This window comes from Pseudomonas sp. H3_C08 (genome assembly GCF_054669455.1).
Genome location: NZ_CP162803.1, coordinates 4545001 through 4570919 on the forward strand (window position 1 = coordinate 4545001; position 25919 = coordinate 4570919).

General features: G+C 59.3%; 26 protein-coding genes (1 of these 26 running past the window's edge). 10 read left to right on the forward strand and 16 right to left on the reverse strand.

Annotated elements, in window-relative coordinates:
- Both AB4N74_RS20835 and AB4N74_RS20840 read left to right on the forward strand, forming a co-directional pair.
- Positions 1–1081: the 3' portion of a peptidoglycan DD-metalloendopeptidase family protein gene (locus tag AB4N74_RS20835; protein ID WP_460097080.1), read on the forward strand. Its footprint begins 344 nt before the window's first position; 1081 of the gene's 1425 nt are visible here — the last part of the coding sequence; its start codon lies off the left edge, out of view; the stop codon is at positions 1079–1081.
- Between the two features lie 3 nt (positions 1082–1084).
- Positions 1085–2176 carry an anhydro-N-acetylmuramic acid kinase gene (locus tag AB4N74_RS20840; protein ID WP_093441839.1) on the forward strand — a complete coding sequence of 364 codons (1092 nt, stop codon included), beginning with the start codon at positions 1085–1087 and terminating at the stop codon, positions 2174–2176.
- Between the two features lie 71 nt (positions 2177–2247).
- Here the strand turns inward: AB4N74_RS20840 and erpA are convergent, their stop codons facing one another.
- Entirely contained in the window at positions 2248–2598 is a 351-nt protein-coding gene (erpA, locus tag AB4N74_RS20845) for an iron-sulfur cluster insertion protein ErpA (protein ID WP_008077999.1), read from the reverse strand.
- A gap of 168 nt (positions 2599–2766) precedes the next feature.
- A complete protein-coding gene (argC, locus tag AB4N74_RS20850) occupies positions 2767–3801 on the reverse strand; it encodes an N-acetyl-gamma-glutamyl-phosphate reductase (protein ID WP_034155112.1) in 1035 nt (344 codons plus the stop codon).
- Between the two features lie 133 nt (positions 3802–3934).
- Between argC and hemJ the strand changes: the two genes are divergently transcribed.
- From hemJ to coq7, 6 genes are all read left to right on the forward strand, one after another.
- Positions 3935–4363, forward strand: coding sequence for a protoporphyrinogen oxidase HemJ (hemJ, locus tag AB4N74_RS20855; protein WP_034155111.1), 429 nt, complete (start codon positions 3935–3937; stop codon positions 4361–4363).
- 33 nt (positions 4364–4396) lie between these two features.
- On the forward strand, positions 4397–5368 hold the full coding sequence (locus AB4N74_RS20860) for an NAD(P)H-dependent flavin oxidoreductase (protein WP_460097083.1): 972 nt from the start codon (positions 4397–4399) through the stop codon (positions 5366–5368).
- A gap of 75 nt (positions 5369–5443) precedes the next feature.
- Positions 5444–6394 (forward strand): DUF805 domain-containing protein, encoded by a 951-nt coding sequence (locus AB4N74_RS20865; RefSeq protein WP_093441849.1) that lies wholly within the window; start codon positions 5444–5446, stop codon positions 6392–6394.
- A gap of 61 nt (positions 6395–6455) precedes the next feature.
- A complete protein-coding gene (locus AB4N74_RS20870; protein WP_460097085.1) occupies positions 6456–7244 on the forward strand; it encodes an SDR family NAD(P)-dependent oxidoreductase in 789 nt (262 codons plus the stop codon).
- Between the two features lie 57 nt (positions 7245–7301).
- Complete coding sequence (locus tag AB4N74_RS20875; protein ID WP_003228789.1) at positions 7302–7640, forward strand: histidine triad nucleotide-binding protein; 339 nt, start codon at positions 7302–7304, stop codon at positions 7638–7640.
- A gap of 196 nt (positions 7641–7836) precedes the next feature.
- On the forward strand, positions 7837–8484 hold the full coding sequence (gene coq7, locus AB4N74_RS20880) for a 2-polyprenyl-3-methyl-6-methoxy-1,4-benzoquinone monooxygenase (protein WP_008077993.1): 648 nt from the start codon (positions 7837–7839) through the stop codon (positions 8482–8484).
- Positions 8485–8602: 118 nt separating this feature from the next.
- On the opposite strand, the gene speD is transcribed toward coq7, so the two are convergent.
- Complete coding sequence (speD, locus tag AB4N74_RS20885; protein ID WP_194935305.1) at positions 8603–9397, reverse strand: adenosylmethionine decarboxylase; 795 nt, start codon at positions 9395–9397, stop codon at positions 8603–8605.
- A gap of 237 nt (positions 9398–9634) precedes the next feature.
- Positions 9635–10057 carry an OsmC family protein gene (locus tag AB4N74_RS20890; RefSeq protein ID WP_016772921.1) on the reverse strand — a complete coding sequence of 141 codons (423 nt, stop codon included), beginning with the start codon at positions 10055–10057 and terminating at the stop codon, positions 9635–9637.
- 238 nt (positions 10058–10295) lie between these two features.
- On the opposite strand from AB4N74_RS20890, the gene crp reads away from it, so the two are divergent.
- A complete protein-coding gene (gene crp, locus AB4N74_RS20895) occupies positions 10296–10940 on the forward strand; it encodes a cAMP-activated global transcriptional regulator CRP (protein ID WP_093441863.1) in 645 nt (214 codons plus the stop codon).
- A gap of 9 nt (positions 10941–10949) precedes the next feature.
- Here the strand turns inward: crp and AB4N74_RS20900 are convergent, their stop codons facing one another.
- The 4 genes from AB4N74_RS20900 to AB4N74_RS20915 form a co-directional block, all read right to left on the reverse strand.
- Positions 10950–11651, reverse strand: a complete 702-nt coding sequence (locus AB4N74_RS20900; RefSeq protein WP_460097089.1) for a lipoate--protein ligase family protein — start codon at positions 11649–11651, stop codon at positions 10950–10952.
- A 135-nt stretch (positions 11652–11786) separates the two neighbouring features.
- Positions 11787–12623, reverse strand: coding sequence for an indole-3-glycerol phosphate synthase TrpC (gene trpC, locus AB4N74_RS20905; protein WP_460097090.1), 837 nt, complete (start codon positions 12621–12623; stop codon positions 11787–11789).
- Positions 12620–13669, reverse strand: a complete 1050-nt coding sequence (trpD, locus tag AB4N74_RS20910; protein WP_095050325.1) for an anthranilate phosphoribosyltransferase — start codon at positions 13667–13669, stop codon at positions 12620–12622. The genes trpC and trpD overlap by 4 nt, the downstream gene beginning before the upstream one ends.
- A 9-nt stretch (positions 13670–13678) precedes the next feature.
- The gene (locus tag AB4N74_RS20915) at positions 13679–14272 is read right to left on the reverse strand and encodes an aminodeoxychorismate/anthranilate synthase component II (RefSeq protein ID WP_186619856.1); all 594 of its coding nucleotides are present in this window, start codon (positions 14270–14272) and stop codon (positions 13679–13681) included.
- A gap of 408 nt (positions 14273–14680) precedes the next feature.
- Here AB4N74_RS20915 and estP point away from each other — a divergent pair, with 408 nt between their 5' ends.
- Entirely contained in the window at positions 14681–16588 is a 1908-nt protein-coding gene (estP, locus tag AB4N74_RS20920; RefSeq protein ID WP_460097092.1) for an esterase EstP, read from the forward strand.
- A 174-nt stretch (positions 16589–16762) separates the two neighbouring features.
- Here estP and trpE read toward each other — a convergent pair whose 3' ends face one another.
- From trpE to AB4N74_RS20960, 8 genes are all read right to left on the reverse strand, one after another.
- Entirely contained in the window at positions 16763–18244 is a 1482-nt protein-coding gene (trpE, locus tag AB4N74_RS20925; RefSeq protein WP_116254390.1) for an anthranilate synthase component I, read from the reverse strand.
- A gap of 71 nt (positions 18245–18315) precedes the next feature.
- Entirely contained in the window at positions 18316–19134 is an 819-nt protein-coding gene (locus tag AB4N74_RS20930) for a phosphoglycolate phosphatase (RefSeq protein WP_034155098.1), read from the reverse strand.
- The gene (gene rpe / locus AB4N74_RS20935) at positions 19131–19805 is read right to left on the reverse strand and encodes a ribulose-phosphate 3-epimerase (RefSeq protein WP_007918813.1); all 675 of its coding nucleotides are present in this window, start codon (positions 19803–19805) and stop codon (positions 19131–19133) included. The genes AB4N74_RS20930 and rpe overlap by 4 nt, the downstream gene beginning before the upstream one ends.
- Positions 19806–19919: 114 nt before the next feature.
- A complete protein-coding gene (locus tag AB4N74_RS20940) occupies positions 19920–21068 on the reverse strand; it encodes an iron-containing alcohol dehydrogenase (protein WP_460097094.1) in 1149 nt (382 codons plus the stop codon).
- A 289-nt stretch (positions 21069–21357) separates the two neighbouring features.
- The gene (locus AB4N74_RS20945) at positions 21358–22182 is read right to left on the reverse strand and encodes an ABC transporter permease (RefSeq protein WP_008084123.1); all 825 of its coding nucleotides are present in this window, start codon (positions 22180–22182) and stop codon (positions 21358–21360) included.
- Between the two features lie 12 nt (positions 22183–22194).
- Positions 22195–23442: an ABC transporter permease gene (locus AB4N74_RS20950; protein WP_093441896.1), complete on the reverse strand. Its 1248-nt coding sequence runs from the start codon at positions 23440–23442 to the stop codon at positions 22195–22197.
- Positions 23443–23623: 181 nt separating this feature from the next.
- Entirely contained in the window at positions 23624–24667 is a 1044-nt protein-coding gene (locus AB4N74_RS20955) for an ABC transporter substrate-binding protein (protein WP_194935295.1), read from the reverse strand.
- A 48-nt stretch (positions 24668–24715) separates the two neighbouring features.
- A complete protein-coding gene (locus tag AB4N74_RS20960) occupies positions 24716–25840 on the reverse strand; it encodes an ABC transporter ATP-binding protein (protein WP_194935294.1) in 1125 nt (374 codons plus the stop codon).
- Between the last annotated feature and the right edge of the window lie 79 nt (positions 25841–25919).

The window sequence follows — 25919 nt, forward strand, 5'->3', positions numbered from 1 at the left end:
TGCCAAGGGCGATACCCTGTCGACCCTGTTCGAAAAGGTCGGCCTGCCTGCCGCCTCCGTTCACGAAGTCCTGGCCAGCGACAAACAAGCCAAACAGTTCAGCCAACTCAAGCATGGCCAGAAGCTCGAATTCGAATTGACCCCTGACGGCCAACTGACCAGTTTGCACAGCAAGGTCAGTGACGTCGAAACCATTACCCTGACCAAGAATGACAAGGGTTATGCCTTCAACCGGGTTACCGCAAAACCAACCGTTCGAACTGCTTACGTCCATGGCGTAATCAATAGCTCGCTCTCACAATCAGCAGCCCGTGCCGGTCTCTCCCATAGTCTGACCATGGATATGGCCAGCGTCTTTGGCTACGACGTCGATTTCGCTCAAGACATCCGCCAGGGTGACGAATTCGATGTGATCTACGAGCAGAAAGTGGTCAACGGCAAAGCCGTCGGCACCGGACCTATCCTGTCCGCTCGCTTTACTAACCGCGGCAAGACCTACACCGCCGTGCGTTACACCAACAAGCAAGGCAACAGCAGCTACTACACCGCTGACGGCAACAGCATGCGCAAGGCGTTCATCCGTACTCCGGTGGATTTCGCCCGCATCAGTTCGAAGTTCTCAATGGGCCGCAAGCACCCGATCCTCAACAAGATTCGCGCCCACAAAGGTGTTGATTACGCTGCGCCGCGCGGCACGCCAATCAAGGCTGCCGGTGACGGTAAAGTGTTGCTGGCCGGACGTCGTGGTGGCTACGGCAACACGGTGATCATCCAGCACGGCAACACTTACCGCACGCTGTACGGCCACATGCAAGGCTTCGCCAAAGGCGTGAAGACTGGCGGTTCCGTTAAGCAAGGCCAAGTCATCGGCTACATCGGCACCACCGGCCTCTCGACCGGCCCGCACTTGCACTATGAGTTCCAGGTCAACGGCGTTCACGTCGATCCGCTGGGACAGAAGCTGCCAATGGCTGATCCAATTGCCAAAGCCGAACGCGCTCGCTTCCTTGCACAGAGCCAGCCGCTGATGGCGCGCATGGATCAAGAGAAAGCCACCATGCTGGCTTCGAGCAAGCGCTAAGTCATGGCCCTGTATATCGGCGTGATGTCCGGAACCAGCCTCGACGGTCTGGACATTGCCCTGATCGAACAGACTTCGGCGATCAAACTGGTCGCCACCCACTACATCCCCATGCCTGAATCCCTGCGCGCCGAGCTGCTTGGCTTGTGCGCCAGCGGTCCTGACGAAATCGCCCGCTCGGCGATTGCCCAGCAGAACTGGGTGACACTCGCGGCGCAGGGCATTCATACCCTCCTCGATCAGCAGCGACTCAAACCGCAAGACATTCGGGCGATAGGCAGCCACGGCCAGACCATTCGCCATGAGCCTGCACGCGGTTTCACCGTGCAGATCGGCAACCCCGCTCTGCTGACCGAACTGACCGGTATCACCGTAGTCAGCGATTTCCGCAGTCGCGATGTGGCGGCCGGAGGCCAAGGCGCTCCGCTGGTACCTGCATTTCATGAAGCGTTATTTGAAGAGCGTACCGGTAACCAGGCCGTCTTGAATGTCGGCGGCTTCAGCAATCTGAGTCTGATTGAGCCGACCAAACCTGTAGCCGGTTTCGACTGCGGCCCCGGGAATGTGCTGATGGACGCCTGGATTCACCAGCAGCGCGGCGAAAACTATGATCGCAATGGCGACTGGGCTAAAACAGGTTCAGTCGAGCCGACACTGCTAAACGCACTCCTCAGCGATCCGTTCTTCGTCACCAAGGGGCCGAAAAGTACCGGCCGAGAAGTGTTCAACCTGCCCTGGCTGGAACAACATCTCTCGCACCTGCCAACCTTTGCTGCCGAGAACGTGCAAGCGACGCTGCTTGAGCTGACCGCGTTGACGATCATTGAATCTTTGCAAAACGCTCAAACCGATACTCAGGAACTGTTGGTCTGCGGCGGCGGCGCGCACAACGCCACGCTGATGAAGCGTCTGGCCGAGCTGCTGCCGACCACCAAAGTCGCCAGCACTGCCACTCACGGCGTTGACCCGGACTGGGTCGAAGCCATGGCCTTCGCCTGGCTGGCCCATTGCTGCCTAGAAGGCATCGCCGCCAACCGCCCAAGCGTCACCGGCGCACGCGGGCTGCGGATACTTGGCGCTATCTACCCTGCTTAAAGATTAAGCACAGCAAAACGCCGCAGAACCGTGAGGCTCTGCGGCGTTTTGTTATCTGGAGCGAGGAGCGATCAGATCGAGAACGAAGACCCGCAACCACACGTCGTGGTGGCGTTCGGGTTCTTGATCACGAAACGCGAACCTTCCAGACCTTCCTGGTAGTCCACTTCAGCACCGGCCAGATACTGGAAGCTCATCGGATCCACCACCAGACTCACGCCTTCGCGCTCGACGATGGTGTCGTCCTCGGCCACATCTTCATCGAAGGTGAAACCGTATTGAAACCCTGAACAACCGCCGCCCGTAACGAATACGCGCAGCTTCAAGCGATCATTCCCCTCTTCATCGACCAGGCTCTTCACCTTGTGCGCGGCACCGTGGGTGAATTGCAAAGCCGTGGGGGTGAAGGATTCGACGCTCATGCTGACTATCTCCCGGCGTTACGCCGCCATAATGCGTGATGACGCGCATTATCCGCTTGTCCGAGAAAATCGGTCAACTATTGTTACGGTATATCAATAAACCCGACGAGCTGTTCAGAATGCAAAAAGGCCCGCTGAACGGGCCTTTTCGCTGTGCTGCTTAAAGTGTTACGGCAGCATACCGGCGTGGGACAGACCGAAACGCTCGTCCAGCCCGAACAGGATGTTCATGTTCTGCACCGCTTGACCCGACGCACCTTTGACCAGGTTGTCGATCACCGACAGCACCACCACCAGATCGCCATCCTGCGGACGATGAACGGCGATACGGCACACGTTGGCACCGCGCACGCTACGGGTTTCCGGATGGCTGCCGGCCGGCATTACATCGACGAACGGTTCGTTGGCATAGCGCTTTTCAAACAGCGCCTGCAGATCCACTGAGCGATCAACCACGGTCGCGTAGAGCGTCGAGTGAATGCCACGGATCATCGGAGTCAGGTGCGGAACGAATGTCAGACCGACATCCTTGCCCGCTGCGCGACGCAGGCCCTGGCGAATTTCCGGCAGGTGACGGTGACCTTTCACCGCATAGGCCTTCATGCTTTCTGACGTTTCGGAGTACAGCGAGCCGACAGCCGCACCGCGACCGGCACCGCTGACGCCGGATTTGCAGTCGGCGATCAAGCGCGAAGTATCCGCCAGACCAGCCTCGAGCAATGGCAGGAAACCCAGCTGCGTAGCGGTTGGGTAGCAACCCGGTACCGCGATCAGGCGAGCCTTCTTGATTTGCTCGCGATTGACTTCCGGCAGACCGTAAACCGCTTCGTCCAGCAACTCCGGTGCGCCGTGCGGCTGACCGTACCACTTGGCCCACTCTTCAGCGTCTTGTAGACGGAAGTCGGCCGACAGGTCGATCACCTTGGTGCCCGCCGCGAGCAATTCACCGGCCAATGCGTGAGCCACACCGTGCGGTGTAGCGAAGAACACTACGTCGCAAGCGCCGAGGGTCTTGATGTCTGGGACGCTGAAGGCCAGGCCGTCGTAGTGTCCGCGCAGGTTCGGGTACATGTCAGCCACGGCCAGACCGGCCTCGGATCGGGAAGTGATCACTACCACTTCTGCCTGCGGATGCTGCGCCAACAGACGCAGCAGTTCGACACCGGTGTAACCCGTGCCGCCGACGATACCGACCTTGACCATAACCTGCCCTCAAAGAACCCACTGGAAAGCCGTCGATAATAGGGGCCGCGCGGCCCTGCGACAACCGTCAAGGTGACGTGCGGACGCTCAAGCCTCTACTATCCGGCTTACCGTGAACCTGGAATAACTAAAAATGCTCTATCTATGGATCAAAGCTTTTCACATTGTCAGCATCGTTTGCTGGTTTGCCGGGCTGTTCTACTTGCCGCGTCTGTTCGTGTATCACGCGCAAAGCGAAGACACGATCAGCAAAGAGCGCTTCAGTGTCATGGAGCGCAAGCTGTATCGCGGCATCATGGGTCCGGCGATGATTGCGACGCTGATCTTCGGCGGCTGGCTGATTTACCTCAACCCGAGCATCTTCAGCATGGGCGGCTGGATTCACGCCAAACTGACCCTGGTCGTCTTGCTGATCGGCTACCACCACATGTGCGGCGCGCAGGTAAAACGTTTTGCCCGTGGCGAAAACACCCGCAGCCATGTCTTTTATCGCTGGTTCAATGAAGTGCCGGTTCTGATATTGCTGGCTATCGTAATTCTGGTCGTGGTCAAGCCGTTCTAACTTCAACAAGTACAGATCCTTGGGGTGTTCATAATGTCGCTGCCCGCTTTGCTCGAACAACGTCTGCGTCTGCCTGTAGTGGCGGCGCCGATGTTTCTGATTTCCAACCCTGAGCTGGTGCTCGCCTGCTGCCGTAATGGCGTGGTCGGCAGTTTTCCTGCGCTGAACCAACGCGAAAGCAGCGGATTCAAAGCCTGGCTGGAACAGATCGAAGCGGGCCTGGCGACACTGGACAACCCGGCGCCGTACGCGGTGAACCTGATCGTGCACAACAGCAACCCGCGCTTGCAGGCAGACCTGAACATCTGCGTCGAACACAATGTGCCGATCGTCATCACCAGCCTCGGCGCGGTGAAGGAGTTGGTCGACGCGGTACACAGTTATGGCGGCCTGGTCTTCCATGACGTCACCACTCGCCGACATGCCGAGAAAGCGGCCGAGGCGGGTGTCGACGGTTTGATCGCCGTGGCGGCCGGCGCCGGGGGGCATGCCGGGACCTGGAGTCCGTTTGCGCTGATTGCCGAGATCCGTCAGTTCTTCGATAAAACCCTGCTGCTTGCAGGATGTCTTAACCACGGGCATGAGATTCTCGCCGCACAGCTGCTCGGCGCGGATCTGGCCTACTTCGGTACGCGATTTATCGGCACCACGGAAAGTCATGCGCCCGACGCCTACAAGGAGATGCTGCTGACAGCCAAGGCGTCCGACATCATCCATACTCCAGCGGTCTCGGGAGTGCCGGCGAGCTTTATGCGACAGAGCCTGGAAGCGGCCGGGTTCGACATGGCCGCTCTGCAAGGCAAAGGCGAAGTGAATTTCGGTGACAAGCTCAAGCCAATCAATGATGAAGCCAAAGCCTGGAAGACGGTGTGGTCGGCCGGACAAGGCGTCGGACAGATCGATGACCTGCCGAGCGTAGATCAATTGATCGCACGGCTGGACGCTGAATACCGGAAAGCCCAGGAACACGCAGCACAATTGCCAAAACGCTGGCCGCGCGAATAAAACCGGGCCAGTCGACTCAAGACTGGCCTTACACTGACGACCTTTCAAACCATTCGCGACAAGGATGCCTCGGCCATGAGCGAACCCCGTTACAAGATCGTATTCGACGGTGCTTTGCAGCCCGGTGTCGATATCACTACCGCCAAGCTCAATCTGGCTGATCTTTTCAAAAGTGAAGTGGCCGCCATCGAACGCCTGTTCAATGGCCGCGCCGTAGCACTCAAACGCGACCTGTCCCACAACGATGCACAGGCTTATCTACAAGCTCTGAGCAAAACCGGGATTGATGCACGCATTGAAGCAGAGACGGCAATCGAACTGAATCTATCGGACGTCCAGGAACACTCCACTGTGGTGGCAGAACCGGACTCCCCGTATGCACCGCCTCGCGCCAATGTGGGGGAAAATCTTCCGGCGTTCGCCACGCTCAAGCCGTTCAGCGTCGAAGGGCGAATCGGCCGCCTGCGTTTTCTGGCATGGACGATGGTCCTGAGTCTGGTGACCCTGCCCATTGTCGGCGTGTTCGCCCTGCTGGCTCTGGGTCTGGTCAGCGGCGACTCCACCACCGGCCTGATCATCGGCGGAATTTTCGCGTTCTTCCTGTTTATCGCCTTCCTGATTGTCAGCATTCTGTTCAGCGTCCAGCGTCTGCACGACATTGGCTGGTCCGGCTGGCTCTGGCTGCTGAACCTGGTACCGTTCGTGGGCAGCTTCTTCCCGCTGGTGATCATGGTCGTACCGGGCAACACCGGCGCCAATCGCTACGGCCCTCCCCCGCCGCCAAACAGCACCGCCGTGAAAGTGCTGTGCTCCCTGTGGATCGTGTTCTTCGCACTGATTTTTGTCGGTGGAATGCTCGGCGGCATCTCAGCCATCCAGCAGGAATATGAAAGCAATCTGGAAAGCAGCTACGAAAGTGGCTCGGTGACCACTGACGAAGTCGAAGTAGAGGTCGAAACGCCTGCGGATTCCGCCGACGAGGCAGCCGAAGCGGCGCAGGCCCCTGTAGACTCTGCGAAAGAATGAACAGCGCTCCCCGCCGTGACACCCGCGTCGCCGGCGCGGAGCTGTTGCGATGGAGAATTGCATGACCCGTTACGCACTGATCACCGGCGCCTCCAGCGGCATCGGCCTGGCCATGGCCGAAGCTCTGGCCCGGCGTGGCCGCAGCCTGATTCTGGTGGCCCGACAGCGTGATCAGCTCGAAAGCATTGCGATCGAATTGACCCAGCGTTTTGGCGTCGAGGTACTGTTCCGCGCCTGCGATCTGGGCGAGCCATTGCGTCTGTCCGGCTTCCTGCTGGAACTGGAAGAAGGTGACCGACAGATCGACTTGCTGGTCAATTGCGCCGGCATCGGCACCTGCGGCCCGTTTCTCGCACAGGACTGGATGACCGAGCAGGATATGATCGAAGTGAACATCCTCGCCCTCACCCGTCTCTGCCACGCCATCGGCAACAGCATGGCGCTGCAGGGTGGCGGGCAGATTCTCAATGTCGCCTCGGTGGCCGCCTTCAATCCCGGCCCATGGATGAGCACTTACTACGCCAGCAAGGCGTATGTGCTGCACTTCTCCGAAGCCTTGCGGGTTGAACTGAAACAAAGTGCGGTGAAGGTCTCGGTACTCTGCCCCGGCCCGACACGCACGGCATTTTTCCGCACGGCGCAGTTGAACAGCGACAAACTCAAAGACGGCAAGTTAATGATGAGCCCAGAGGAAGTTGCGCTGTACACCGTACGCGCCCTCGACAAGAACCGCGCAATCATCATTCCCGGACGACGCAACCGCTGGTTCGCGTTCTTGCCGCGACTGGGCTCGCGCTGGCTCAATCGCACCATCGTCGGTATGGTCAATAAAGCTTACTGCCCGCGCTGAAGAAACCGGATTCAACGCGGTACACTCGATTCAGCCCAAACAGCGGAGAAAACAGCAGTGGATACTCTGTTCACCAAGATCATCAACCGGGAAATCCCGGCCAAGATCATTTACGAAGACGACCAGGTTCTGGCCTTCCATGACATCGCCCCTCAGGCACCGGTGCATTTCCTGGTGATCCCGAAAAAACCGGTGCGCACCCTCAATGACCTGACCGAAGATGACAAGGCACTGGCCGGGCACATCCTGTTCACTGCGCAGCGTCTGGCACTGGAACTGGGTTGCGAAGAAGGTTTCCGCGTGGTGATGAACTGCAATGAAAAAGGTGGGCAGACCGTCTATCACATTCATATGCACGTACTCGGTCAGCGTCAGATGAACTGGCCACCGGGCTGATTCACGACAAAAACTGTGGGAGCGAGCTTGCTCGCGAAGGCGTCGGCAGATTCAAAACCTCCATTGCCTGACACTCCGCTTTCGCGAGCAAGCTCACTCCCACAAAAAAGCATGACCGCGCAGCAAATGACCCAACGCAAACCTTCCCCGGCCGATTCGGTTAAACTGGCCGCCGAGATTCTTCCCGGAGGTCAGCATGACTACCCAACGTCACTACTCGCCGATTGACCGTCTTCTGCTGCAAGCCGATGCTGCAATGCGTACTCTGCTGCCCTTCAGTGGCCAGCCGTACCGTCCGTCGCCGGCGATTTTGCAGCCGGACACGCAGATGAGCGACGAAGACACCCGCCACGTCGCCGGCCTGATGCGTATCAACCATACCGGTGAAGTCTGCGCCCAAGCGCTGTATCAGGGGCAGGCGTTGACCGCCAAGCTGCCTCAGGTGCGCGAGGCCATGGAGCACGCCGCCGAAGAAGAGATTGATCATCTGGTCTGGTGCGAACAGCGTATTCATCAGTTGGGCAGCCATACCAGCGTTTTGAATCCACTGTTTTACGGGATGTCGTTCGGGATCGGCGCAGTGGCCGGGTTGATCAGCGACAAGGTCAGCCTTGGATTCGTCGCGGCGACCGAGCATCAGGTGTGCAAGCACTTGAATGAACACCTGGAGCAATTGCCGGCCGAGGACGAAAAGTCCCGGGCGATTCTGGAGCAGATGCGCATAGATGAAGAACATCATGCGGAAAGTGCGCTGGAGGCTGGGGGTTTTCGGTTTCCGGCGCCGGTGAAGTTCGGGATGAGTATTCTGGCCAAGGTGATGACCAAGAGCACTTATCGGATCTGAGATCTGTGTAGGTGCCGAAGGCCTTATCGCGAGCAGGCTCGCCCCCACAGGGTGCTTTGTTCCAGCAATAAAAAAGGCGACTGTCCTGAAACAGTCGCCTTTTTTGTGCCCGGGAATCTTAGGTCGGCATGTTGCGTGCGTAGAAGATTTCGAGCATTTCGTGTTTCACACGGTCGGTCACCTGAACGCGCTGCTCGGAGGACAGATTGCTGGTGGCGTCGCCGAACAGGTAGTTGTCCAGTTCGAAGTTCTTCAGCAGCATTTTGGTGTGGAACAGGTTTTCCTGGTACACGTTCACGTCAGTCATCTGGTACGCGTCGCGGGTGTCTTCGGAGAGGTAGTTCTGGATCGAATTGATCTCGTGGTCGATGAAGTGCTTGTTGCCTTCAACGTCACGGGTGAAGCCGCGCACACGGTAATCCACAGTCACGATGTCCGAATCGAACTGGTGAATGAGGAAATTGAGCGCTTTGAGCGGTGAAATGACACCACAAGTCGACACATCGATGTCCACACGGAAAGTTGCAATACCGTCATCCGGATGGATTTCCGGGTAGGTGTGCACCGTAATGTGACTCTTGTCGAGGTGGGCCAGGATAATTTCGGGCAACGGACCCGGCGACTCTTCGATCTGGCTTTCAGTCGGGGTTACCGGCTCTTCAGAAATCAGAATCGTGACGCTGGCGCCCTGGGGTTCATAGTCCTGACTGGCAATGTTCAGGATGTTGGCACCAATGATCTCGACAACTTCTGTGAGAATCTGCGTCAGGCGTTTCGCGTTGTACTCTTGATTGATGTACTCGACGTAAGCCTGCTGGTCTTGCGGGGTTTCCGCGTAGCAGATGTCATAGATATTGAAGCTCAAGGTCTTTGTCAGGTTATTGAACCCGTGGAGCTTGAGTTTGCTTTTCACCGTTAAAAACTCTCTATGTATGCGGCCCGGCCGCGTGATCAAGCATGCCCGTCAAGTGCGAACGACGCACCTGCGTAGGACGGTTAACACCTCTTCGCTATGGCGATTTTGGTTATCTGTTCAAGCGGCTGATCCGTCGGCTGACCGATCACTGCCCTGAAAAAAGTGGCGCATTATGCAGACGTCAACGAGTGATCGTCAGAGTCTGCACTGCGTTTATGATAGTTGAATGTCGGTTCAACCGAGTTCGACGATTTCGTAGTCGTGGGTGATCGCCACGCCTGCCGCGCCAAGCATGATCGAAGCGGAGCAGTATTTCTCGGCGGACAGTTCAATGGCGCGCTTGACCTGAGCTTCTTTCAAGCCACGGCCCTTGACCACGAAATGCATGTGGATCTTGGTGAACACCTTCGGATCTTCGGTCGCGCGCTCGGCGTCGAGAAAGGCCTCGCAGCTTTCAACGGCCTGACGAGATTTCTTCAGGATGCTGACCACGTCGAAGTTGCTGCAACCGCCGACACCCAGCAGAAGCATTTCCATCGGACGAACACCCAGATTACGACCACCGGCGTCCGGCGGACCGTCCATCACCACGACATGACCGCTACCGGATTCGCCGAGGAACATGGCTTCGCCAGCCCATTGGATGCGTGCCTTCATCGCCCAGACTCCACTGTAAAAAAAAGGGTCGCCAGCTTAGCACAGGGCTTTGCCCGGACAGCGAGCAACGTTCCTAGGACACGATGCCTCCGCGCTGTAGGTAATTTCTCGAATTTGCGACGAAGTGTCTGTTAAGCTGGCGCCAATTCGCTGGCGCCCATGCCAGCCCGTGTAGCGACCGCCTTCAGCGCCTCATAAAAAATCAAACATCACCGTGCAGTCTTTTCGGGATACAACCATGGTTGCTATTACCCCCACATCCAAAATCAAGAATCTCGACAAGCTGTTGATGCATTGCCAGCGCCGTCGCCATGCGGCCAAGAGCAACATCATCTGTGCGGGCGATCGCTCGGACACGCTGTACTTCATCATCAAGGGTTCTGTGACGATCCTGATCGAGGATGACGACGGTCGGGAGATGATCATCGCTTACCTCAACGCCGGGGATTTCTTTGGCGAACTGGGCCTGTTCGAGCAAGCGGGACAGGAACAGCAACGCAGCGCCTGGGTGCGGGCCAAGGTCGAATGCGAAACAGCGGAAATCAGCTACGCCAAGTTCCGCGAATTGTCGCAGCAGGATCCGGACATTCTTTACGTACTCAGCGGACAAATCGCACAACGTCTGCGCAACACCACGCGCAAGGTCGGCGATCTGGCATTCTTCGACGTGACCGGCCGAGTGGCGCGCTGCCTGCTGGAGTTGTGCAAGCAGCCGGACGCAATGACACACCCGGATGGCATGCAGATCAAGGTGACCCGTCAGGAAATCGGCCGGATTGTCGGTTGTTCGCGGGAGATGGTCGGTCGCGTGCTCAAGGATCTTGAGGAACGTAACCTGGTCGATGTGAAAGGCAAGACCATGGTGGTCTTCGGTACGCGCTAAGCCCGATAGTCAGGCGTTGTAGATCTGCGCCAGCATCAAACGAAACAGTTCATCGAGACGCGCCAAAGCCCCGGGCGCGTTGAACTTTTCATGCAGGCCAATGTGGCTCTCCGCCCGCACCCGCTGCTCCAGGCCGCACGCTCCATTGAAGCGATTGACCGCCGCGACCATCGAGTCGCGCTCGTTATCCATCAGCATCGCACCGTGCACCAGGCCCACCGGACGTTGCCCGCCCTGACTCTGGCGCCAGCGCTGGGCCGTGCCGACCATTTTGCGACCGTCGAGGTTGACGTTGAAACGGCCGTCGCAGAATGCACCGTCGATTTCGCCAAGTGATGACGTGCCGCCCAACTCCTCCAGCAACTGACAGATCGGGTCGCAGAGACGGTGGTAGCCGGTTTCGATGCGGTTCAGGTCGCCTTCGCTGCGTGGTGGTGCATAGACCAGGGCGATGTTGATCGTCGCCGCTGATTGCGGGACGGGTTCGCCACCGGTTTCGCGTAGCAGGACGGGCCAGCCAGCGGCGGCTGAGACTTCGCAGGCGTGGTCGAACGTGGCGAGGCGATTGAGGCGGCGAGGCATGACCAACGCACGATCGCTGGGTTGCCAGAATAGAAGGCCGAATTCTGCATCACCGGCGCAGACCGAGGCCAGCAAGTCTTGTTCGGCTTGCAGGCCGGTTTCGATGGTCAGGGAGGTTGGCAGCGACATAACAGGCTCCGGCAACATGGAAATCTTTAGCGGTTTCGATGGCCCCTTCGCGAGCAAGCTCGCTCCCACATTGGAATGCATTTCCCCTGTGGGAGTGAGCCTGCTCGCGATGGTCTCGACTCGGTCTAGAGCGAATCAGTCGAGGGTCGAACCGCTGATGGAAGTCCCGCGCTCCGGGAAGAACAGACGCTGCAATTCAGTGCCAGGATTCTCGGCGCGCATGAACGCTTCACCCACCAGGAACGAATACACTTCGCTGATTTCCATCAACTCGACATCGGCACGATTGAGAATACCGCTCTCAGTGATGACCAGACGATCGCGCGGAATGCGCGGCAGCAGGTCGAGGGTGGTTTCCAGGCTGACGTCGAAGGTGTGCAGGTTACGGTTGTTGACCCCGACCAGCGGCGTGTCGAGGGTTTTCAATGCACGTTCCAGCTCATCGCCGTCGTGCACTTCGACCAACACATCGAGACCGACGCCTTTGGCGACAGCGGCCAGCTCGGCCATTTTCACGTCATCCAGTGCGGAGACGATCAGCAGCACACAGTCAGCACCCAGCGCGCGGGCTTCGACGATCTGGTAAGGATCGATCATGAAGTCCTTGCGAATCACCGGCAGTTTGCACGCGTCCCGGGCCTGTTGCAGATAAGCATCGGCGCCCTGGAAGTAATCGATGTCGGTCAGCACGGACAGACAGGTCGCCCCGCCCTTCTCGTAGCTTTTGGCGATGTCGGCCGGAATGAAGTTCTCGCGGATCACACCTTTGCTCGGCGAGGCCTTTTTGATTTCGGCAATGACTGCGGGCTGCTTCTTCTTGGCTTGCGCCAGCAACGCTTGGGCAAAACCACGGGGTGCATCGGCCGCCTTGGCCAGACTTTCCAGCTCACTCAGGCTCACACGGGCGCTACGCTCGGCGACTTCCTGAACCTTGCGGGCCAGAATGTTTTCCAGAACCGTCGGTACACTCATCCCTCATTCTCCACTTTGAATACCGCGGTAAAGGCACCCAGCTCCTCGAGTTTTTCTCGAGCGAGGCCGGTGTGCAGGGCGTCGTGCGCAAGCTCCACACCCTGTTTCAAACTACTCGCCACGTCAGCGGCATACAGCGCCGCACCGGCATTGAGCACAATCATTTCGGCGGCTTTCTGGCCGTTTTCGGTCTTGCGCTTGCCGAGGGCATCGCGGATCAGCGCCAGCGACGCTTCCGGGCCTTCGACCGACAGACCGTGCAGGCTCTGGCTCTTCATGCCGAGATCTTCCGGCTCGACCCAATACTCGGTGATTTCGTTGTTCTTCAACTCGGCAACAAAAGTCGGCGCGGCAAGACTGAACTCGTCCAGGCCGTCCTTCGAATGCACCACCAGTACATGCTTGCTGCCCAGGCGCTGCAAGACTTCGGCCAATGGCCGGCACAATGCCTGAGTGAACACGCCCACCACCTGATGTTTCACACCGGCCGGATTCGTAAGCGGGCCGAGCATGTTGAACAGCGTACGCAAGCCAAGATCGCGGCGCGGGCCGGCGGCGTACTTCATGGCTTTATGGTGAGTCTGGGCAAACATGAAACCGATGCCGACGTTGTCGATGCAACGTGCGACTTGCACCGGCGTCAGGTTCAGATAGATGCCGGCGGCTTCCAGCAAGTCGGCGCTGCCGCTCTTGCCCGATACCGCGCGGTTGCCGTGCTTGGCCACGGTGCAACCGGCTGCCGCTACGACAAACGAAGAGGCCGTGGATACGTTGAAGATGTTCGCGCCGTCACCGCCGGTGCCGACCACATCGACCACGCCGTCGAGGGTCTTCAGTTCTACCTGATCGGCCAGCTCACGCATCACCGACACGGCGCCGACGATTTCGTCGATGCTCTCGCTCTTCATACGCATGGCCATCATGAACGCGCCGATCTGCGCGTCGGTGCATTGGCCGGTCATGATTTCGCGCATCACGTCGCGCATTTCATCGGTGCTGAGGTCGAGGTGATCGACGATACGGCTCAGGGCTGTCTTGATATTCATGGGAAGTCCTTAGCGCGTGCCGCCGGTTTGTTTGAGGAAGTTGGCAAACAGCTCATGGCCCTGCTCGGTCAGGATCGACTCGGGGTGAAACTGTACGCCCTCAATGTTCAGGGTCTTGTGACGCAGGCCCATGATTTCGTCGACGCTGCCGTCATCGTGTTGCGTCCATGCGGTCAGCTCCAGGCAATCGGGCAACGTCGCATGCTTGACGATCAGCGAGTGGTAACGGGTGACGGTCAGCGGATGGTTCAGGCCAGCGAAAACGCCCTTGTCCTCGTGGAATACCGGACTAGTCTTACCGTGCATCACCTGCCGCGCACGCACTACGTCGCCGCCAAAGGCCTGACCGATGGACTGGTGGCCGAGGCAGACGCCGAGGATCGGCAGCTTGCCGGCAAAGTGCTTGATCGCTTCGATGGAGATGCCGGCTTCGGTTGGCGTGCACGGGCCGGGGGAAACCACGATGCGCTCAGGCTTGAGTGCTTCGATTTCGGCGATGGTCAGCTCGTCGTTGCGCACCACTTTGACTTCGGCACCCAGCTCGCCGAGGTATTGCACAACGTTGTAAGTAAAGGAGTCGTAGTTGTCGATCATCAGCAACATGGCGTGTCGAACCTCTTGAATTCTGATTTGAAAACAGCCTTCAGATCACTTGCCCGCAGGGCGCTGCACGATGTCGGACGCAGAAAGATGCGTCGGCACAGCGGCATTTCAAACAGGCAAGGAAGGCAAAGCGATAAAGATCCGGCGGGGCCGGCAGAAAAGATTCAGGCGCGCCAACGCCAGCGGGCGTGTGCCTTGATGACTTGATCCAGAAGTTTGCTGGTGATCAACACGGGGAAGGTCTCGTTCATACGTTCCGGCACAGTAACTTAGCTGGGCGGAGCGTGCAATATGGCCGGGGCTGCGGCAGATAAAACCGGGGGAGGATTCGCGACCGATGGCAAAACGCCGGGAGTTTTTGGTACTGTCGTTTCGTTCACCCACAATAATAAATAAACGGACTTGCTCATGATCAAACAGACGTTGTTTGTACCGCTGGCTGGCTGCCTGCTCGCACTGGCCTGTGCTCAGGCCAATGCTGCACCCAACCCTTACTCCAGTTTCATTGTGTTTGGCGACAGCCTCAACGACGCAGGCACCTTCACCGACACTGGCGGACCAGCCGGCTCCACCGAGCGTTACACCAACCGGACCGGGCCGGTGTATCAGGATGGCAGCGGTGAACTGTATTCATTGAATTCCACGCAGTTGCTCGGCGGACGCCTTGGCTTTTCGCCAGACCAGACAGCCTCCTCCAGCTCCGCCGTGCGCGCCGAAAACGGCCAGCCGGACGGTAACAACTGGGCGGTCGGCGGTTATCGCACCGACCAGATCCTCGACTCGATCACCACGCAATCCGCAACCGGCGAACGCACCCGCGCCGGTTACCTGCCATCGAACGGCTTCCGCGCCGACCCGAAGGCGCTGTATTACATTTCCGGCGGCGGTAACGACTTCCTGCAAGGTCGCATTCTCAGCCTGCCGCAAGCCAACGCCGCCGCCGATCGACTGGCCGACAGCGTGCAGACCCTGCAAACCGCCGGCGCCAAGTACGTGATGGTCTGGCTGTTGCCTGACGTTGGCCTGACCCCGGCCATCAACGGTACACCGCTGCAAGCCTTCAGCAGCCAGCTCGCCACGCAGTTCAACAGCCAGTTGGTCACTCGCCTGCAAGGCATCAACGCTGAAATCATTCCGCTGAACATTCCGGTCCTGTTGTCGGAAGTGTTTGCCGATCCAGGACGTTTTGGCCTCGCAACCGATCAGAACCTCACTGCGACCTGCTTCAGTGGCAATAGCTGCACCGAAAACGCCCGTTACGGCATCAACAGCGCGACACCCGATCCGAGCAAGCTGATCTACAACGACGGCGTGCACCCGACCGAGGCCGGGCAAAAGCTGATCTCCGATTACGCCTATTCCCTGCTCGCCGCGCCGTGGGAGCTGACGCTGCTACCGGAAATGGCCCACGCCACCGTGCGTGCGCATCAGGATGAGCTGCGCAATCAATGGCAGGCGGACTGGGAGAACTGGCAAGCGGTAGGTCAATGGCGCGCCATTGTTTCGGCAGGCGGCCAACATCTTGATGTCGACAGCCAAAGCAGCGGCGCCAGCGCCGATGGCAGCGGTTACAACCTCAACGTCGGCGGCAGCTACCGCTTGAATGAAGCTTGGCGCGTCGGTGTGGCAGGCGGTTTCTACCGGCAGAATCTGGAGGCTGGGCATAACGACTCCGACTACAAACTCAACAGCTACATGGCCACGGCATTTGCCCAATATCAGCAAAATCGCTGGTGGGCTGACGCAGCGTTGACCGGCGGCAAGCTCGACTACGACAACCTCAAGCGCAAATTTGATCTGGGCGTCAGCGAAGGTGCAGAAAAAGGCGACACCGACGGTAGCCTCTGGGCCTTCAGCGCCCGCGTCGGTTACGACATTGGCCAGCCGGGCAGCGAGTGGCACCTGTCGCCATTCGTCAGCGCCGACTACGCCAGCGTCGATGTCGACGGCTACTCAGAGAAAAGCAACCGCGCCACGGCGCTGACTTTCGATGATCAGACTCGTGACTCGAAACGCCTGGGGTTGGGCTTGCAGGGCAAGTACAACATCACCCCGCAAACCCAGGTATTCGGCGAGTACGCTCACGAGCGTGAGTACGAAGACGACGTGCAGAAGGTCAACATCGCGCTCAATACCTTGCCGGCCAACGACTTCAAACTTGAGGGCTACACGCCGCAGAGTCATTTGAACCGTTTGAGCCTGGGCGTCAGCCACAAACTCACGGCGGATCTGGCGCTGCGCGGCGGCTACTCGCTGCGCAAGGATGATGACTTTACCCAGCAGGGTGTGAATGTCGGGGTTGTGCTCGACTTCTAAATCGCCGACACAAAAAAAGCGGCGCCCTCACAGGCGCCGCTTTTTTATGGCTGAACACAGATCAAAATGTAGGAGTGAGCCTGCTCGCGATTACGGTGGTTCAGACAACATATCCGTTGAATGTTAATCCGCTATCGCGAGCAGGCTCACTCCTACAGGGGGTTTTGCGTGAGTTCAGGCTTCCGGGGTTTGCTCGGCCAGGGCCACGGCGCGGAACATCGCGCGGCGCTTGTTCAGGGTTTCTTCCCATTCCAGTGCCGGCACCGAGTCGGCAACGATGCCGCCACCGGCCTGCACGTGCAGTTCGCCGTTCTTGATCACCGCCGTACGAATCGCAATCGCGGTGTCCATGTTGCCGTTCCAGGCGAAGTAACCCACCGCCCCACCGTAGACGCCACGCTTGACCGGCTCCAGTTCGTCGATGATTTCCATCGCGCGAATCTTCGGCGCGCCCGACAAGGTGCCCGCCGGCAGAATCGCTCGCAGCGCGTCCATTGCCGTCAGCCCGGCTTTCAACTGGCCGGTGACGTTGGAGACGATGTGCATCACGTTGGAATAGCGCTCGATGACCATCTTCTCGGTGAGCTTCACCGAGCCGATTTCCGAAACCCGGCCAGTGTCGTTACGACCCAGATCGATCAGCATCAAGTGCTCGGCGATCTCCTTGTCGTCTGACAGCAAGTCCTCTTCCAGCGCCACATCCGCTTCTTCCGTGGCGCCACGTGGGCGCGTGCCGGCAATCGGGCGCACGGTGATCAGGTTGTCTTCGACCCGCACCAGCACTTCCGGCGAACTGCCAACGACGTGGAAGTCGCCGAAGTTGAAAAAGTACATGTACGGCGTCGGGTTGAAGCAACGCAAAGCGCGGTAGAGATCGATCGGCGCAGCCTTGAAGTCGATCGACATGCGCTGCGACGGCACAACCTGCATGCAGTCACCGGCAAGGATGTATTCCTTGATGGTATCGACGGCTTTTTCGTAATCGTTCTGGGTGAAACTCGAACGGAACACCGGATCAGCCGACTGCTGCTTGCTGAAATCCAGGCCGCGGCGCGGGGTGATCGGCTGACGGAGCTTTTCCAACAATGCCTGCAACTGCGCCTGACCTTGTTCGAAGGCATCCGCCTGCGCGGGGTCGGCCAACACGATCGCGTGCATCTTGCCGGCGAGGTTGTCGAAGACCACGACGGCGTCGGAAACCATCAGCAGAATATCCGGTACGCCCAGCGGATCCGGGTTCGGGCACTTGCCCAAGCGCTTCTCGACATAACGCACGCAGTCGTAACCGAAGTAACCGACCAGACCACCGTTGAAGCGCGGCAGGCCGGCGATGGTCGGCACGTTGTAGCGCGCCTTGAAGGCCTCAACGAAGGCCAACGGGTCTTCCACATCGTGGCTTTCGGTCTCGACGCCATCAACGGTGATGCTCACGTGATGGTCGTGAACCCGCAACACGGTGCGGCACGGCAGACCGATGATCGAGTAACGGCCCCATTTCTCGCCGCCCTGTACCGATTCGAGCAGGTAGGAGTTGGGCTGGTCGGCCAGTTTCAGGTAGATCGACAGCGGGGTGTCGAAGTCGGCCAGGGTTTCGCAGGCCAACGGAATGCGGTTGTAGCCGTCAGCGGCCAAGCGCAGGAATTCTTCGCGGATCATAAGGTGCCTCGTGGTGTGAGGGGCAAATCAGTCAGGTATGCAAACGCGCCGGCAGGCCGGCCAGGAACAAGTCAGGCGCGCCAACGCCAGCGGGCCAGGGCCTTGATGACTTTCATCCAGAGTTTGCGAGTGACCACCACGATGGCGTTTCCAGAATGGGATTGAGCAGCGTCGGGCAACGTTATCTCAGCGGCCGAACCGAGGCAACCGGGAATTAGCTTGCGCAGATCGTCGATCACCAGCGCCGGGGATTCCTCGGCGATCGGCCTGCCGTGGTTGTAGCCATAACTCAGCGCCACGCATTTGACCCCCGCCGCTTTCGCCGCCAGCACGTCGCTGCGCGAGTCGCCGACGAACAACGATTGCGAGGCCGGGATGTTGGCCATTTTCATCACGAAAAACAGCGCGGCCGGATCAGGCTTTTTCTGCGGCAGGGTATCGCCACCGATGATCCACTTGAAGTAGCGACCGATCTTCATCTGATCCAGCAGCGGCGCGACGAAGCGCTCCGGTTTGTTGGTAATCAGCGCCATGGCCACGCCTTGCTTGTGCAGCCACTTGAGAGTGTCGCGCACGCCGGGATAGACCACGGTCAGCTCATGGCTGGCGCCGTAGGCGTCCATGAATACTTCCAGCGCGTGCTCGGCTTCGACGTCATCCACCGCCGAATGATCGATACCACCGGCCAACGCACGGCGCACCAGTACTGGCGCGCCGTTGCCCACCCACTCGCGCACCGAATCGATGCCCGCCGGTTGCCGGCCGAGAGAGAGCAGCATGGTGTCCACGGCGGCTGCCAGGTCCGGAACCGAGTCGATCAGTGTGCCATCCAGATCGAACATCACCAGCCGTGGCAGTTTCCCCGGGAACAGCTGCTCAAACCCGCTCATGGGCGAGCCAGCGCCAGTTCGGAACGCATCTTGTCGATGACTTCCTGATAGTTCGGCGCATTGAAGATTGCCGAGCCGGCAACAAAGGTGTCAGCGCCAGCAGCGGCGATTTCGCGGATGTTGTTGACGTTGACGCCGCCATCGATTTCCAGGCGGATGTCACGGCCCGAAGCATCGATGATCGCCCGCGCTTCGCGCAGTTTATCGAGGGTGCCAGGAATGAACTTCTGCCCGCCGAAGCCCGGGTTGACGCTCATCAGCAAGACCATGTCGACCTTGTCGATCACATACTTGAGCACGTCCAGTGGGGTCGCCGGGTTGAACACCAGACCGGATTTGCAGCCACCTTCACGGATCAGCTGCAGCGAGCGATCGACGTGCAGCGTGGCTTCCGGGTGGAAGGTGATGTAGGTGGCGCCAGCTTCGATGAAGTCGCCGACAATGCGATCCACCGGGCTGACCATCAGGTGCGCGTCGATCGGCGCGGTAACGCCGTACTTGCGCAATGCCGCGCAGACCATCGGACCGATGGTCAGGTTTGGCACGTAGTGGTTGTCCATGACGTCGAAGTGGACGAAGTCGGCGCCAGCGGCGAGAACGTTGTCTACTTCCTCGCCGAGGCGGGCGAAGTCGGCGGAGAGAATCGACGGAGCAATTACGAAGGGCTGCATGACGCACCTTTTCTGAGCTAAATCACGATGGCGCGCATTGTATACCTCAAGTTTCCAAGCGCGCACCGTGACCGCGATGATTGGGTTATGCCATGACGGATGACCGGCGCTGACTCAATACGCCGCGCGGTAGATCTTCTCGATATCGACAGCACTGAGTTTGCGCGGGTTATTGCGCATCAGCCGCTCAATGCCCGCGGCTTCCACGGCCATCGCCGGGATCGCCTCTTCCGGCACGCCGAAACTACGCAGCCCGGCCGGGATGTCCACGGCCGCGCACAGATCGGTCATCGCCTGCACGGCTTTGTCCGCCGCCTCGGCTGCACTCAGATGAGCAGTCTTCATCCCCATGGCTTCGGCAATATCCTGCATGCGTTCGACGCAGGCCATCTTGTTCCAGGTCATGACATACGGCAGCAGCAAGGCATTGCTCACGCCATGGGCGATATTGAAACGCCCGCCCAGTGGATACGCCAGCGCATGCACCGCGCCAACCCCGGCATTGCCGAACGCCATGCCGGCCATCAGGCTGGCGGTGGCCATGTCTTCGCGAGCCTGCAGGTTGGCGCCGTTGGCATAGGCCTTGGGCAACGCTTTGGCGATCAGCTTGATGGCGCCGATGGCCAGCGAATCGGTGATCGGCGAGGCATTCACCGACAGATAGGATTCGATGGCGTGCACCAACGCGTCGACACCACTGGCGGCGGTGACACTGCGTGGGCAGGTCAGGGTCATTTGCGGGCTGACCAGCGCCACGTCCGGTAACAGAAAGTCGCTGACGATGCCTTTCTTCAACTGCGCGACTTTGTCCGAGAGAATCGCAACATTGGTCACTTCAGAGCCAGTGCCGGCGGTGGTCGGGATGGCAATCAGCGGTGGGCCTTTGCGTGGCACCTGATCGACGCCGAACAGATCTTCCAACGCGCCGTGGTAACCGGCGTAGGCGGCGACGCTTTTGGCGATGTCGATGGCACTGCCGCCACCGAGGCCGATCAAGCCGTCATGCCCGCCTTCGCGGTACACGCGCATGCAGTCTTCGACGATGGCGATTTCCGGATCGGGCAGCACGCGGTCGAAAATCTCGTAGTCGCGCCCACCGAGTTGCACCAGCGCCAGCTCGACGGTGCCGGATTTGACCAGCGCGGCGTCGGTGACGATCAGTGGATTGTCGATGTCCAGGCGCGTGAGCTCAGCGGCCAGTTGTTCGATGGCGGCGGCGCCGGTGATCAGTTTGTGGGCGATTTTGAACTGGGACAGACTCATCGTGCGCAGCCTCTTATAGATGTGGGAGCTGGGCACAAGATTAGCTGGGGATTTGGGGTTGTCTGCTATTCAGGTGGTGAATGGTTGATCGGTTAGAAGATCAAGAGCCCCTCACCCTAGCCCTCTCCCGGAGGGAGAGGGGACTGACCGAGTTGTACTCTCGAAGTACATCGACCTGAAATACCGAGTCGAGCTCCAGCCTTGAAAAGCACGAATATCTGCTCCCTTTCCCCCTCGCCCCCCTTGGGGGAGAGGGCTGGGGTGAGGGGGTAAGCTTTTGATCTGGCCCTTAAACCTGAGCCGTACGCAGTTTTTCGCTACGCCCGCGCAGCCATTCCAGGGTCAGCAGCAAAATGACGGAGAAGGCGATCAGCAACGTGGCAGCAGCGGCAATCGTCGGACTGAGGTTCTCGCGAATCCCGCTGAACATCTGCCGTGGCAACGTCGCCTGCTCAGGCCCGGCAAGAAACAACGTCACCACCACCTCATCAAACGAAGTCGCAAACGCAAACAACGCCCCGGAAATCACCCCCGGCGCAATCAGCGGCAAGGTCACCCGGCGGAACGCCGTCAGTGGCGATGCACCGAGACTCGCCGCCGCCCGCACCAGGTTGTGGTTAAACCCCTGCAATGTCGCCGACACGGTGATGATCACAAACGGCACACCCAACACCGCATGCACCACAATCAGCGAGAAAAAGCTGTTGCCCAAACCCAACGGCGCGAAGAACAGATAACTCGCCACGCCGATGATCACCACCGGCACCACCATCGGCGAAATCACCAGCGCCATCACCAGCGCTTTGCCGGGGAAGTCACCGCGAGTCAGACCAATCGCCGCCAGCGTACCGAATATCATCGCCAGCACCGTCGCCGCTGGGGCAACAATGATGCTGTTCTTCAGTGCCCGCATCCATTCCGCCGAGGCGAAGAAGTCGTGGTACCACTGCAGCGAGAAACCCTGCAGCGGATAGACCAGAAAACTCCCCGAGTTAAATGACAGCGGAATAATCACCAGCACCGGCAGAATCAGGAACAACAGAATCAGGCCGCAGAGGATCCGCAGGCTGTAGAACCACACCCGTTCAATGGGCGACATGTAAGGACTCAGCATTTCGAATTCCCCTTAGCTCAGGCGCAGGCGACTGGCGCCGACCAGCCAGCTGTAAATCAGATAAAGCACCACAGTCGCCAGCAGCAACAGCCCGCCCAGCGCGGTGGCCATGCCCCAGTTGATGCTGGTGTTGGTGTAGAAAGCGACGAAGTAGCTGACCATTTGATCGTTCGGGCTGCCGAGCAGCGCCGGGGTGATGTAGTAGCCGATAGCGAGGATGAACACCAACAGGCAACCGGCGCCAACACCGGCGTAGGTCTGCGGGAAGTACACCCGCCAGAAACTGGCGAACGGGTGGCAGCCGAGGGAAATCGCCGCGCGCATGTAGGTCGGCGAGATGCCTTTCATAACGCTGTAGATCGGCAGGATCATGAACGGCAGCAGAATGTGCACCATCGAGATGTACACGCCGGTGCGGTTGAACACCAGTTCCAGCGGTTTATCGATGATGCCCATGGCCATCAGCCCACTGTTGATCAGACCGCCCGATTGCAGCAGTACGATCCACGCGGCGACGCGCACCAGGATCGATGTCCAGAACGGCAGCAGCACGAGGATCATCAGTAGGTTGCTTTGCCGCGACGGCAGATTGGCCAGCAGGTACGCCAGCGGATAAGCCAGCAGCAGGCAGATCACGGTGATGACCAGGCCCATCCAGAAGGTGCGGGCGAAGATGTCGAGGTAGATCGCCTGATCCGGGGTGGCCGGGGCGATTTCGCCGAGGTCGTCGATACGGTGATCGACCGCTGCCAGCAAGTAGTAAGGCGTGATACTGCTGGTGTTGCGTTTGACCGCTTGCCAGTAGGCCGGGTCGCCCCAACGTTCGTCGAGACCTTCGAGGGCTTCTTTATAAGAGGCCGGTTCGCTGGCAAACGGCAGCGCCCGGGCGGTTTTGGTCAACAGGCTGCGATAGCCGGCCAACTCCATGTTCAAGCGCTTGGACAGATCGCCCAGCGTCTGGTTTTTGCGTGCTTCGGCAAGGTCTTCGCCGGCAGCTTTGTAGACCGGTTCAGCGGGCAGGCCACGGCCGTCCCAACTGGCGATGGCCGCCACGGTGCGCGGCATGCCGCCGACCACTTCGGGGTTGCCGACGCTTTTGTAGAGCAGCGCCACGATCGGCACCAGAAACACCAGCAACAGAAACAGCACCAGCGGCGCAATCAGCGCTTGAGCCTTCCAGCGGTTGACCCGCTCGGCGCGCTTGAGCTTCTGCTTCAAGGTGGGGCTGGTGCCCTCGTTCAGGGGAACGGCGATGGCCATGACGTACTCCGCAAATCTTTGATCGTTACAGAGGTGGCGAACCACCTCGATCGATTGATGCACACAGATCCAAATGTGGGAGCGAGCTTGCTCGCGAAGGCGGCGCATCAGTCGACATCAATGTTCAATGTACTGGCGCTTTCGCGAGCAAGCTCGCTCCCACAGGAGAGCGAGCCCTCGGTTATTTCGCAGCCCAGGAGTTGAAGCGCTGCTCCAGTTGCTCGCCGTTGTCAGCCCAGAAGCTGACGTCGATCTGCACCTGGTTGGCGATGTTTTCCGGGGTGGTCGGCATGTCTTTCAGAACATCCTTGGCCAGCAGCGGTACGGCTTGGGTATTGGCCGGGCCGTAGGCGATGTTTTCCGAGTAGGTTTTCTGCTGCTGCGGCTGTACCGAGTAAGCGATGAATTTCTTCGCCGCTTCGGCGCGCTTGGCGTCCAGACCTTTCGGGATGGCCCAGGCGTCGAAGTCGTAGATGCCGCCGTTCCACACCACTTTCAGGTTGGATTCCTTCTGCACGGCAGCGATGCGACCGTTGTAGGCCGAGCTCATCACTACGTCACCGGAAGCGAGGTATTGCGGCGGTTGCGCGCCGGCTTCCCACCACTGAATGCTTGGCTTCAGCTCATCAAGCTTCTTGAACGCACGATCCTGGCCACCCTTGCTCGCCAGCTCTTTGTAGACGTCTTTCGGCGCCACACCGTCGGCCATCAGCGCGAATTCGAGGGTGTACTTGGCGCCTTTGCGCAGGCCACGCTTGCCCGGGAATTTCTTGGTGTCCCAGAAATCGGCCCAACTGGTTGGCGCGGTTTTCAGCTTGTCGGCGTTGTAAGCCAGTACGGTCGACCACACGAAGAAGCCCACGCCGCACGGCTGAATCGCGCCTTTGACGTAGTCTTCAGCCTTGCCGAACAGTGCCGGGTCGAGTTGTTCGAACATGTCTTCGTCGCAGCCACGGGACAGCTCTGGCGATTCAACTTCCACCAGATCCCACGACACGCTCTTGGTGTCGACCATGGCTTTGACCTTGGCCATTTCGCCGTTGTATTCGCCGGCGACGATCTTGCCGTTGCCCGCCGCTTCCCACGGTGCATAGAAGGCTTTGACTTGCGCCGCCTTGTTCGCCCCGCCAAACGACACCACGGTCAAATCCGGGCCGGCGGCCATCGCGCTGGCCGCACCCATCAGGCCCAGGGTCAGGGCGGTGAACTTCAGGGATCTCAACATTTATTGTTCTCTCCACGTGCAGGGTTGGTGTTGGTATTGCCGGGGCGATCAGTTCGCCTCTAAAAGCGGATCAAGCGCGCGTACGTGCTCGACCTGCCAGCCAAGCGGTACCACGTCACCGACGGCGAGCGCAGGATCGAGCTCGGCAATCGGTTGTTTCACGAAGAAGTCGGTCTTGCCGCAGACTTCCAGGCGCACCCGGACGTGGTCGCCCAGATAGATGAATTCCGCCACCCTCCCTGAGAAGCGGTTAACGCATTGATCACTCGAACCGTTGAGGCTGACGCGCTCCGGACGGATCGACAGGGTCACCGGTTCGCCGGTCTGGCCGACGTTGACCGCCAGCGCCTCGACCTTTTCGCCACGGCCCAACTCGACCACGCAACGCTCACCGGTCTGGCTGAGCAGGCGGCCGTTGAGGCGGTTGTTCTCGCCGATGAAGTTGGCGACGAAGGTGTTTTTTGGCTCTTCGTAAAGGGTGCGGGGCGGGGCGATCTGCTGGATTTCGCCTTGATGGAATACCGCCACGCGGTCGGACATGGTCAGCGCTTCACCCTGATCGTGGGTCACATAGACCACGGTCACACCGAGGCGCTGGTGCAGGTGTTTGATTTCCATCTGCATGTGTTCACGCAGTTGCTTGTCGAGGGCGCCAAGAGGCTCGTCCATCAGCACCAGTTGCGGTTCGAACACCAGCGCACGGGCCAATGCCACACGTTGTTGCTGACCGCCGGACAGTTGCGCCGGATAACGCGAGGCGAACGCGTCGAGCTGAACCATGCTGAGGACTTTTTTCACGCGGTCGCTGACGTCGCTTTTGTTCAGGCCACGGACGGTCAGTGGAAACGCGAGGTTTTCCGCCACGGTCATGTGCGGGAACAGCGCGTAGTTCTGGAACACCATGCCGATGTCGCGCTTGTGCGGCGGCACGTTGTTGATCGAGCGCCCGGCCAGCAGAATTTCGCCGGCGGTCGGTGTTTCGAAGCCAGCGAGCATCATCAGGCTAGTGGTCTTGCCGGAACCGGATGGCCCTAGCAGGGTGAGAAATTCGCCTTTGCGGATGTCCAGGTTGAGGTCTTTGACGATCAGGTTCTCGCCGTCGTAGCTCTTCTGCACTCCACGAAAGCTGACCAGCACATCACTGGCCCCTGCGTTTGTTTCGACCTGGCTCATACCCACACCTTTGTTGTTGATGACTGCTTGTGGATTAAGCCTAGTGGTTGCTGACAGGCACGCAAATCGGGGCGCAGGA

Bases quoted from the DNA above. Each gene is read 5' to 3' on its own strand.
- AB4N74_RS20955 (WP_194935295.1), bottom strand. From the start codon at position 24,667: ATGTTGAGATCCCTGAAGTTCACCGCCCTGACCCTGGGCCTGATGGGT.
- AB4N74_RS20950 (WP_093441896.1), bottom strand. From the start codon at position 23,442: ATGGCCATCGCCGTTCCCCTGAACGAGGGCACCAGCCCCACCTTGAAG.
- trpC (WP_460097090.1), bottom strand. From the start codon at position 12,623: ATGAGTGTACCGACGGTTCTGGAAAACATTCTGGCCCGCAAGGTTCAG.
- trpD (WP_095050325.1), bottom strand. From the start codon at position 13,669: ATGAATATCAAGACAGCCCTGAGCCGTATCGTCGATCACCTCGACCTC.
- crp (WP_093441863.1), top strand. From the start codon at position 10,296: ATGGTTGCTATTACCCCCACATCCAAAATCAAGAATCTCGACAAGCTG.
- coq7 (WP_008077993.1), top strand. From the start codon at position 7,837: ATGACTACCCAACGTCACTACTCGCCGATTGACCGTCTTCTGCTGCAA.
- trpE (WP_116254390.1), bottom strand. From the start codon at position 18,244: ATGATCCGCGAAGAATTCCTGCGCTTGGCCGCTGACGGCTACAACCGC.
- hemJ (WP_034155111.1), top strand. From the start codon at position 3,935: ATGCTCTATCTATGGATCAAAGCTTTTCACATTGTCAGCATCGTTTGC.
- argC (WP_034155112.1), bottom strand. From the start codon at position 3,801: ATGGTCAAGGTCGGTATCGTCGGCGGCACGGGTTACACCGGTGTCGAA.
- AB4N74_RS20865 (WP_093441849.1), top strand. From the start codon at position 5,444: ATGAGCGAACCCCGTTACAAGATCGTATTCGACGGTGCTTTGCAGCCC.
- AB4N74_RS20860 (WP_460097083.1), top strand. From the start codon at position 4,397: ATGTCGCTGCCCGCTTTGCTCGAACAACGTCTGCGTCTGCCTGTAGTG.
- estP (WP_460097092.1), top strand. From the start codon at position 14,681: ATGATCAAACAGACGTTGTTTGTACCGCTGGCTGGCTGCCTGCTCGCA.
- AB4N74_RS20870 (WP_460097085.1), top strand. From the start codon at position 6,456: ATGACCCGTTACGCACTGATCACCGGCGCCTCCAGCGGCATCGGCCTG.
- AB4N74_RS20900 (WP_460097089.1), bottom strand. From the start codon at position 11,651: ATGTCGCTGCCAACCTCCCTGACCATCGAAACCGGCCTGCAAGCCGAA.
- AB4N74_RS20940 (WP_460097094.1), bottom strand. From the start codon at position 21,068: ATGAGTCTGTCCCAGTTCAAAATCGCCCACAAACTGATCACCGGCGCC.
- AB4N74_RS20945 (WP_008084123.1), bottom strand. From the start codon at position 22,182: ATGCTGAGTCCTTACATGTCGCCCATTGAACGGGTGTGGTTCTACAGC.
- AB4N74_RS20960 (WP_194935294.1), bottom strand. From the start codon at position 25,840: ATGAGCCAGGTCGAAACAAACGCAGGGGCCAGTGATGTGCTGGTCAGC.
- AB4N74_RS20930 (WP_034155098.1), bottom strand. From the start codon at position 19,134: ATGAGCGGGTTTGAGCAGCTGTTCCCGGGGAAACTGCCACGGCTGGTG.
- AB4N74_RS20840 (WP_093441839.1), top strand. From the start codon at position 1,085: ATGGCCCTGTATATCGGCGTGATGTCCGGAACCAGCCTCGACGGTCTG.
- rpe (WP_007918813.1), bottom strand. From the start codon at position 19,805: ATGCAGCCCTTCGTAATTGCTCCGTCGATTCTCTCCGCCGACTTCGCC.
- AB4N74_RS20915 (WP_186619856.1), bottom strand. From the start codon at position 14,272: ATGTTGCTGATGATCGACAACTACGACTCCTTTACTTACAACGTTGTG.
- AB4N74_RS20890 (WP_016772921.1), bottom strand. From the start codon at position 10,057: ATGAAGGCACGCATCCAATGGGCTGGCGAAGCCATGTTCCTCGGCGAA.
- erpA (WP_008077999.1), bottom strand. From the start codon at position 2,598: ATGAGCGTCGAATCCTTCACCCCCACGGCTTTGCAATTCACCCACGGT.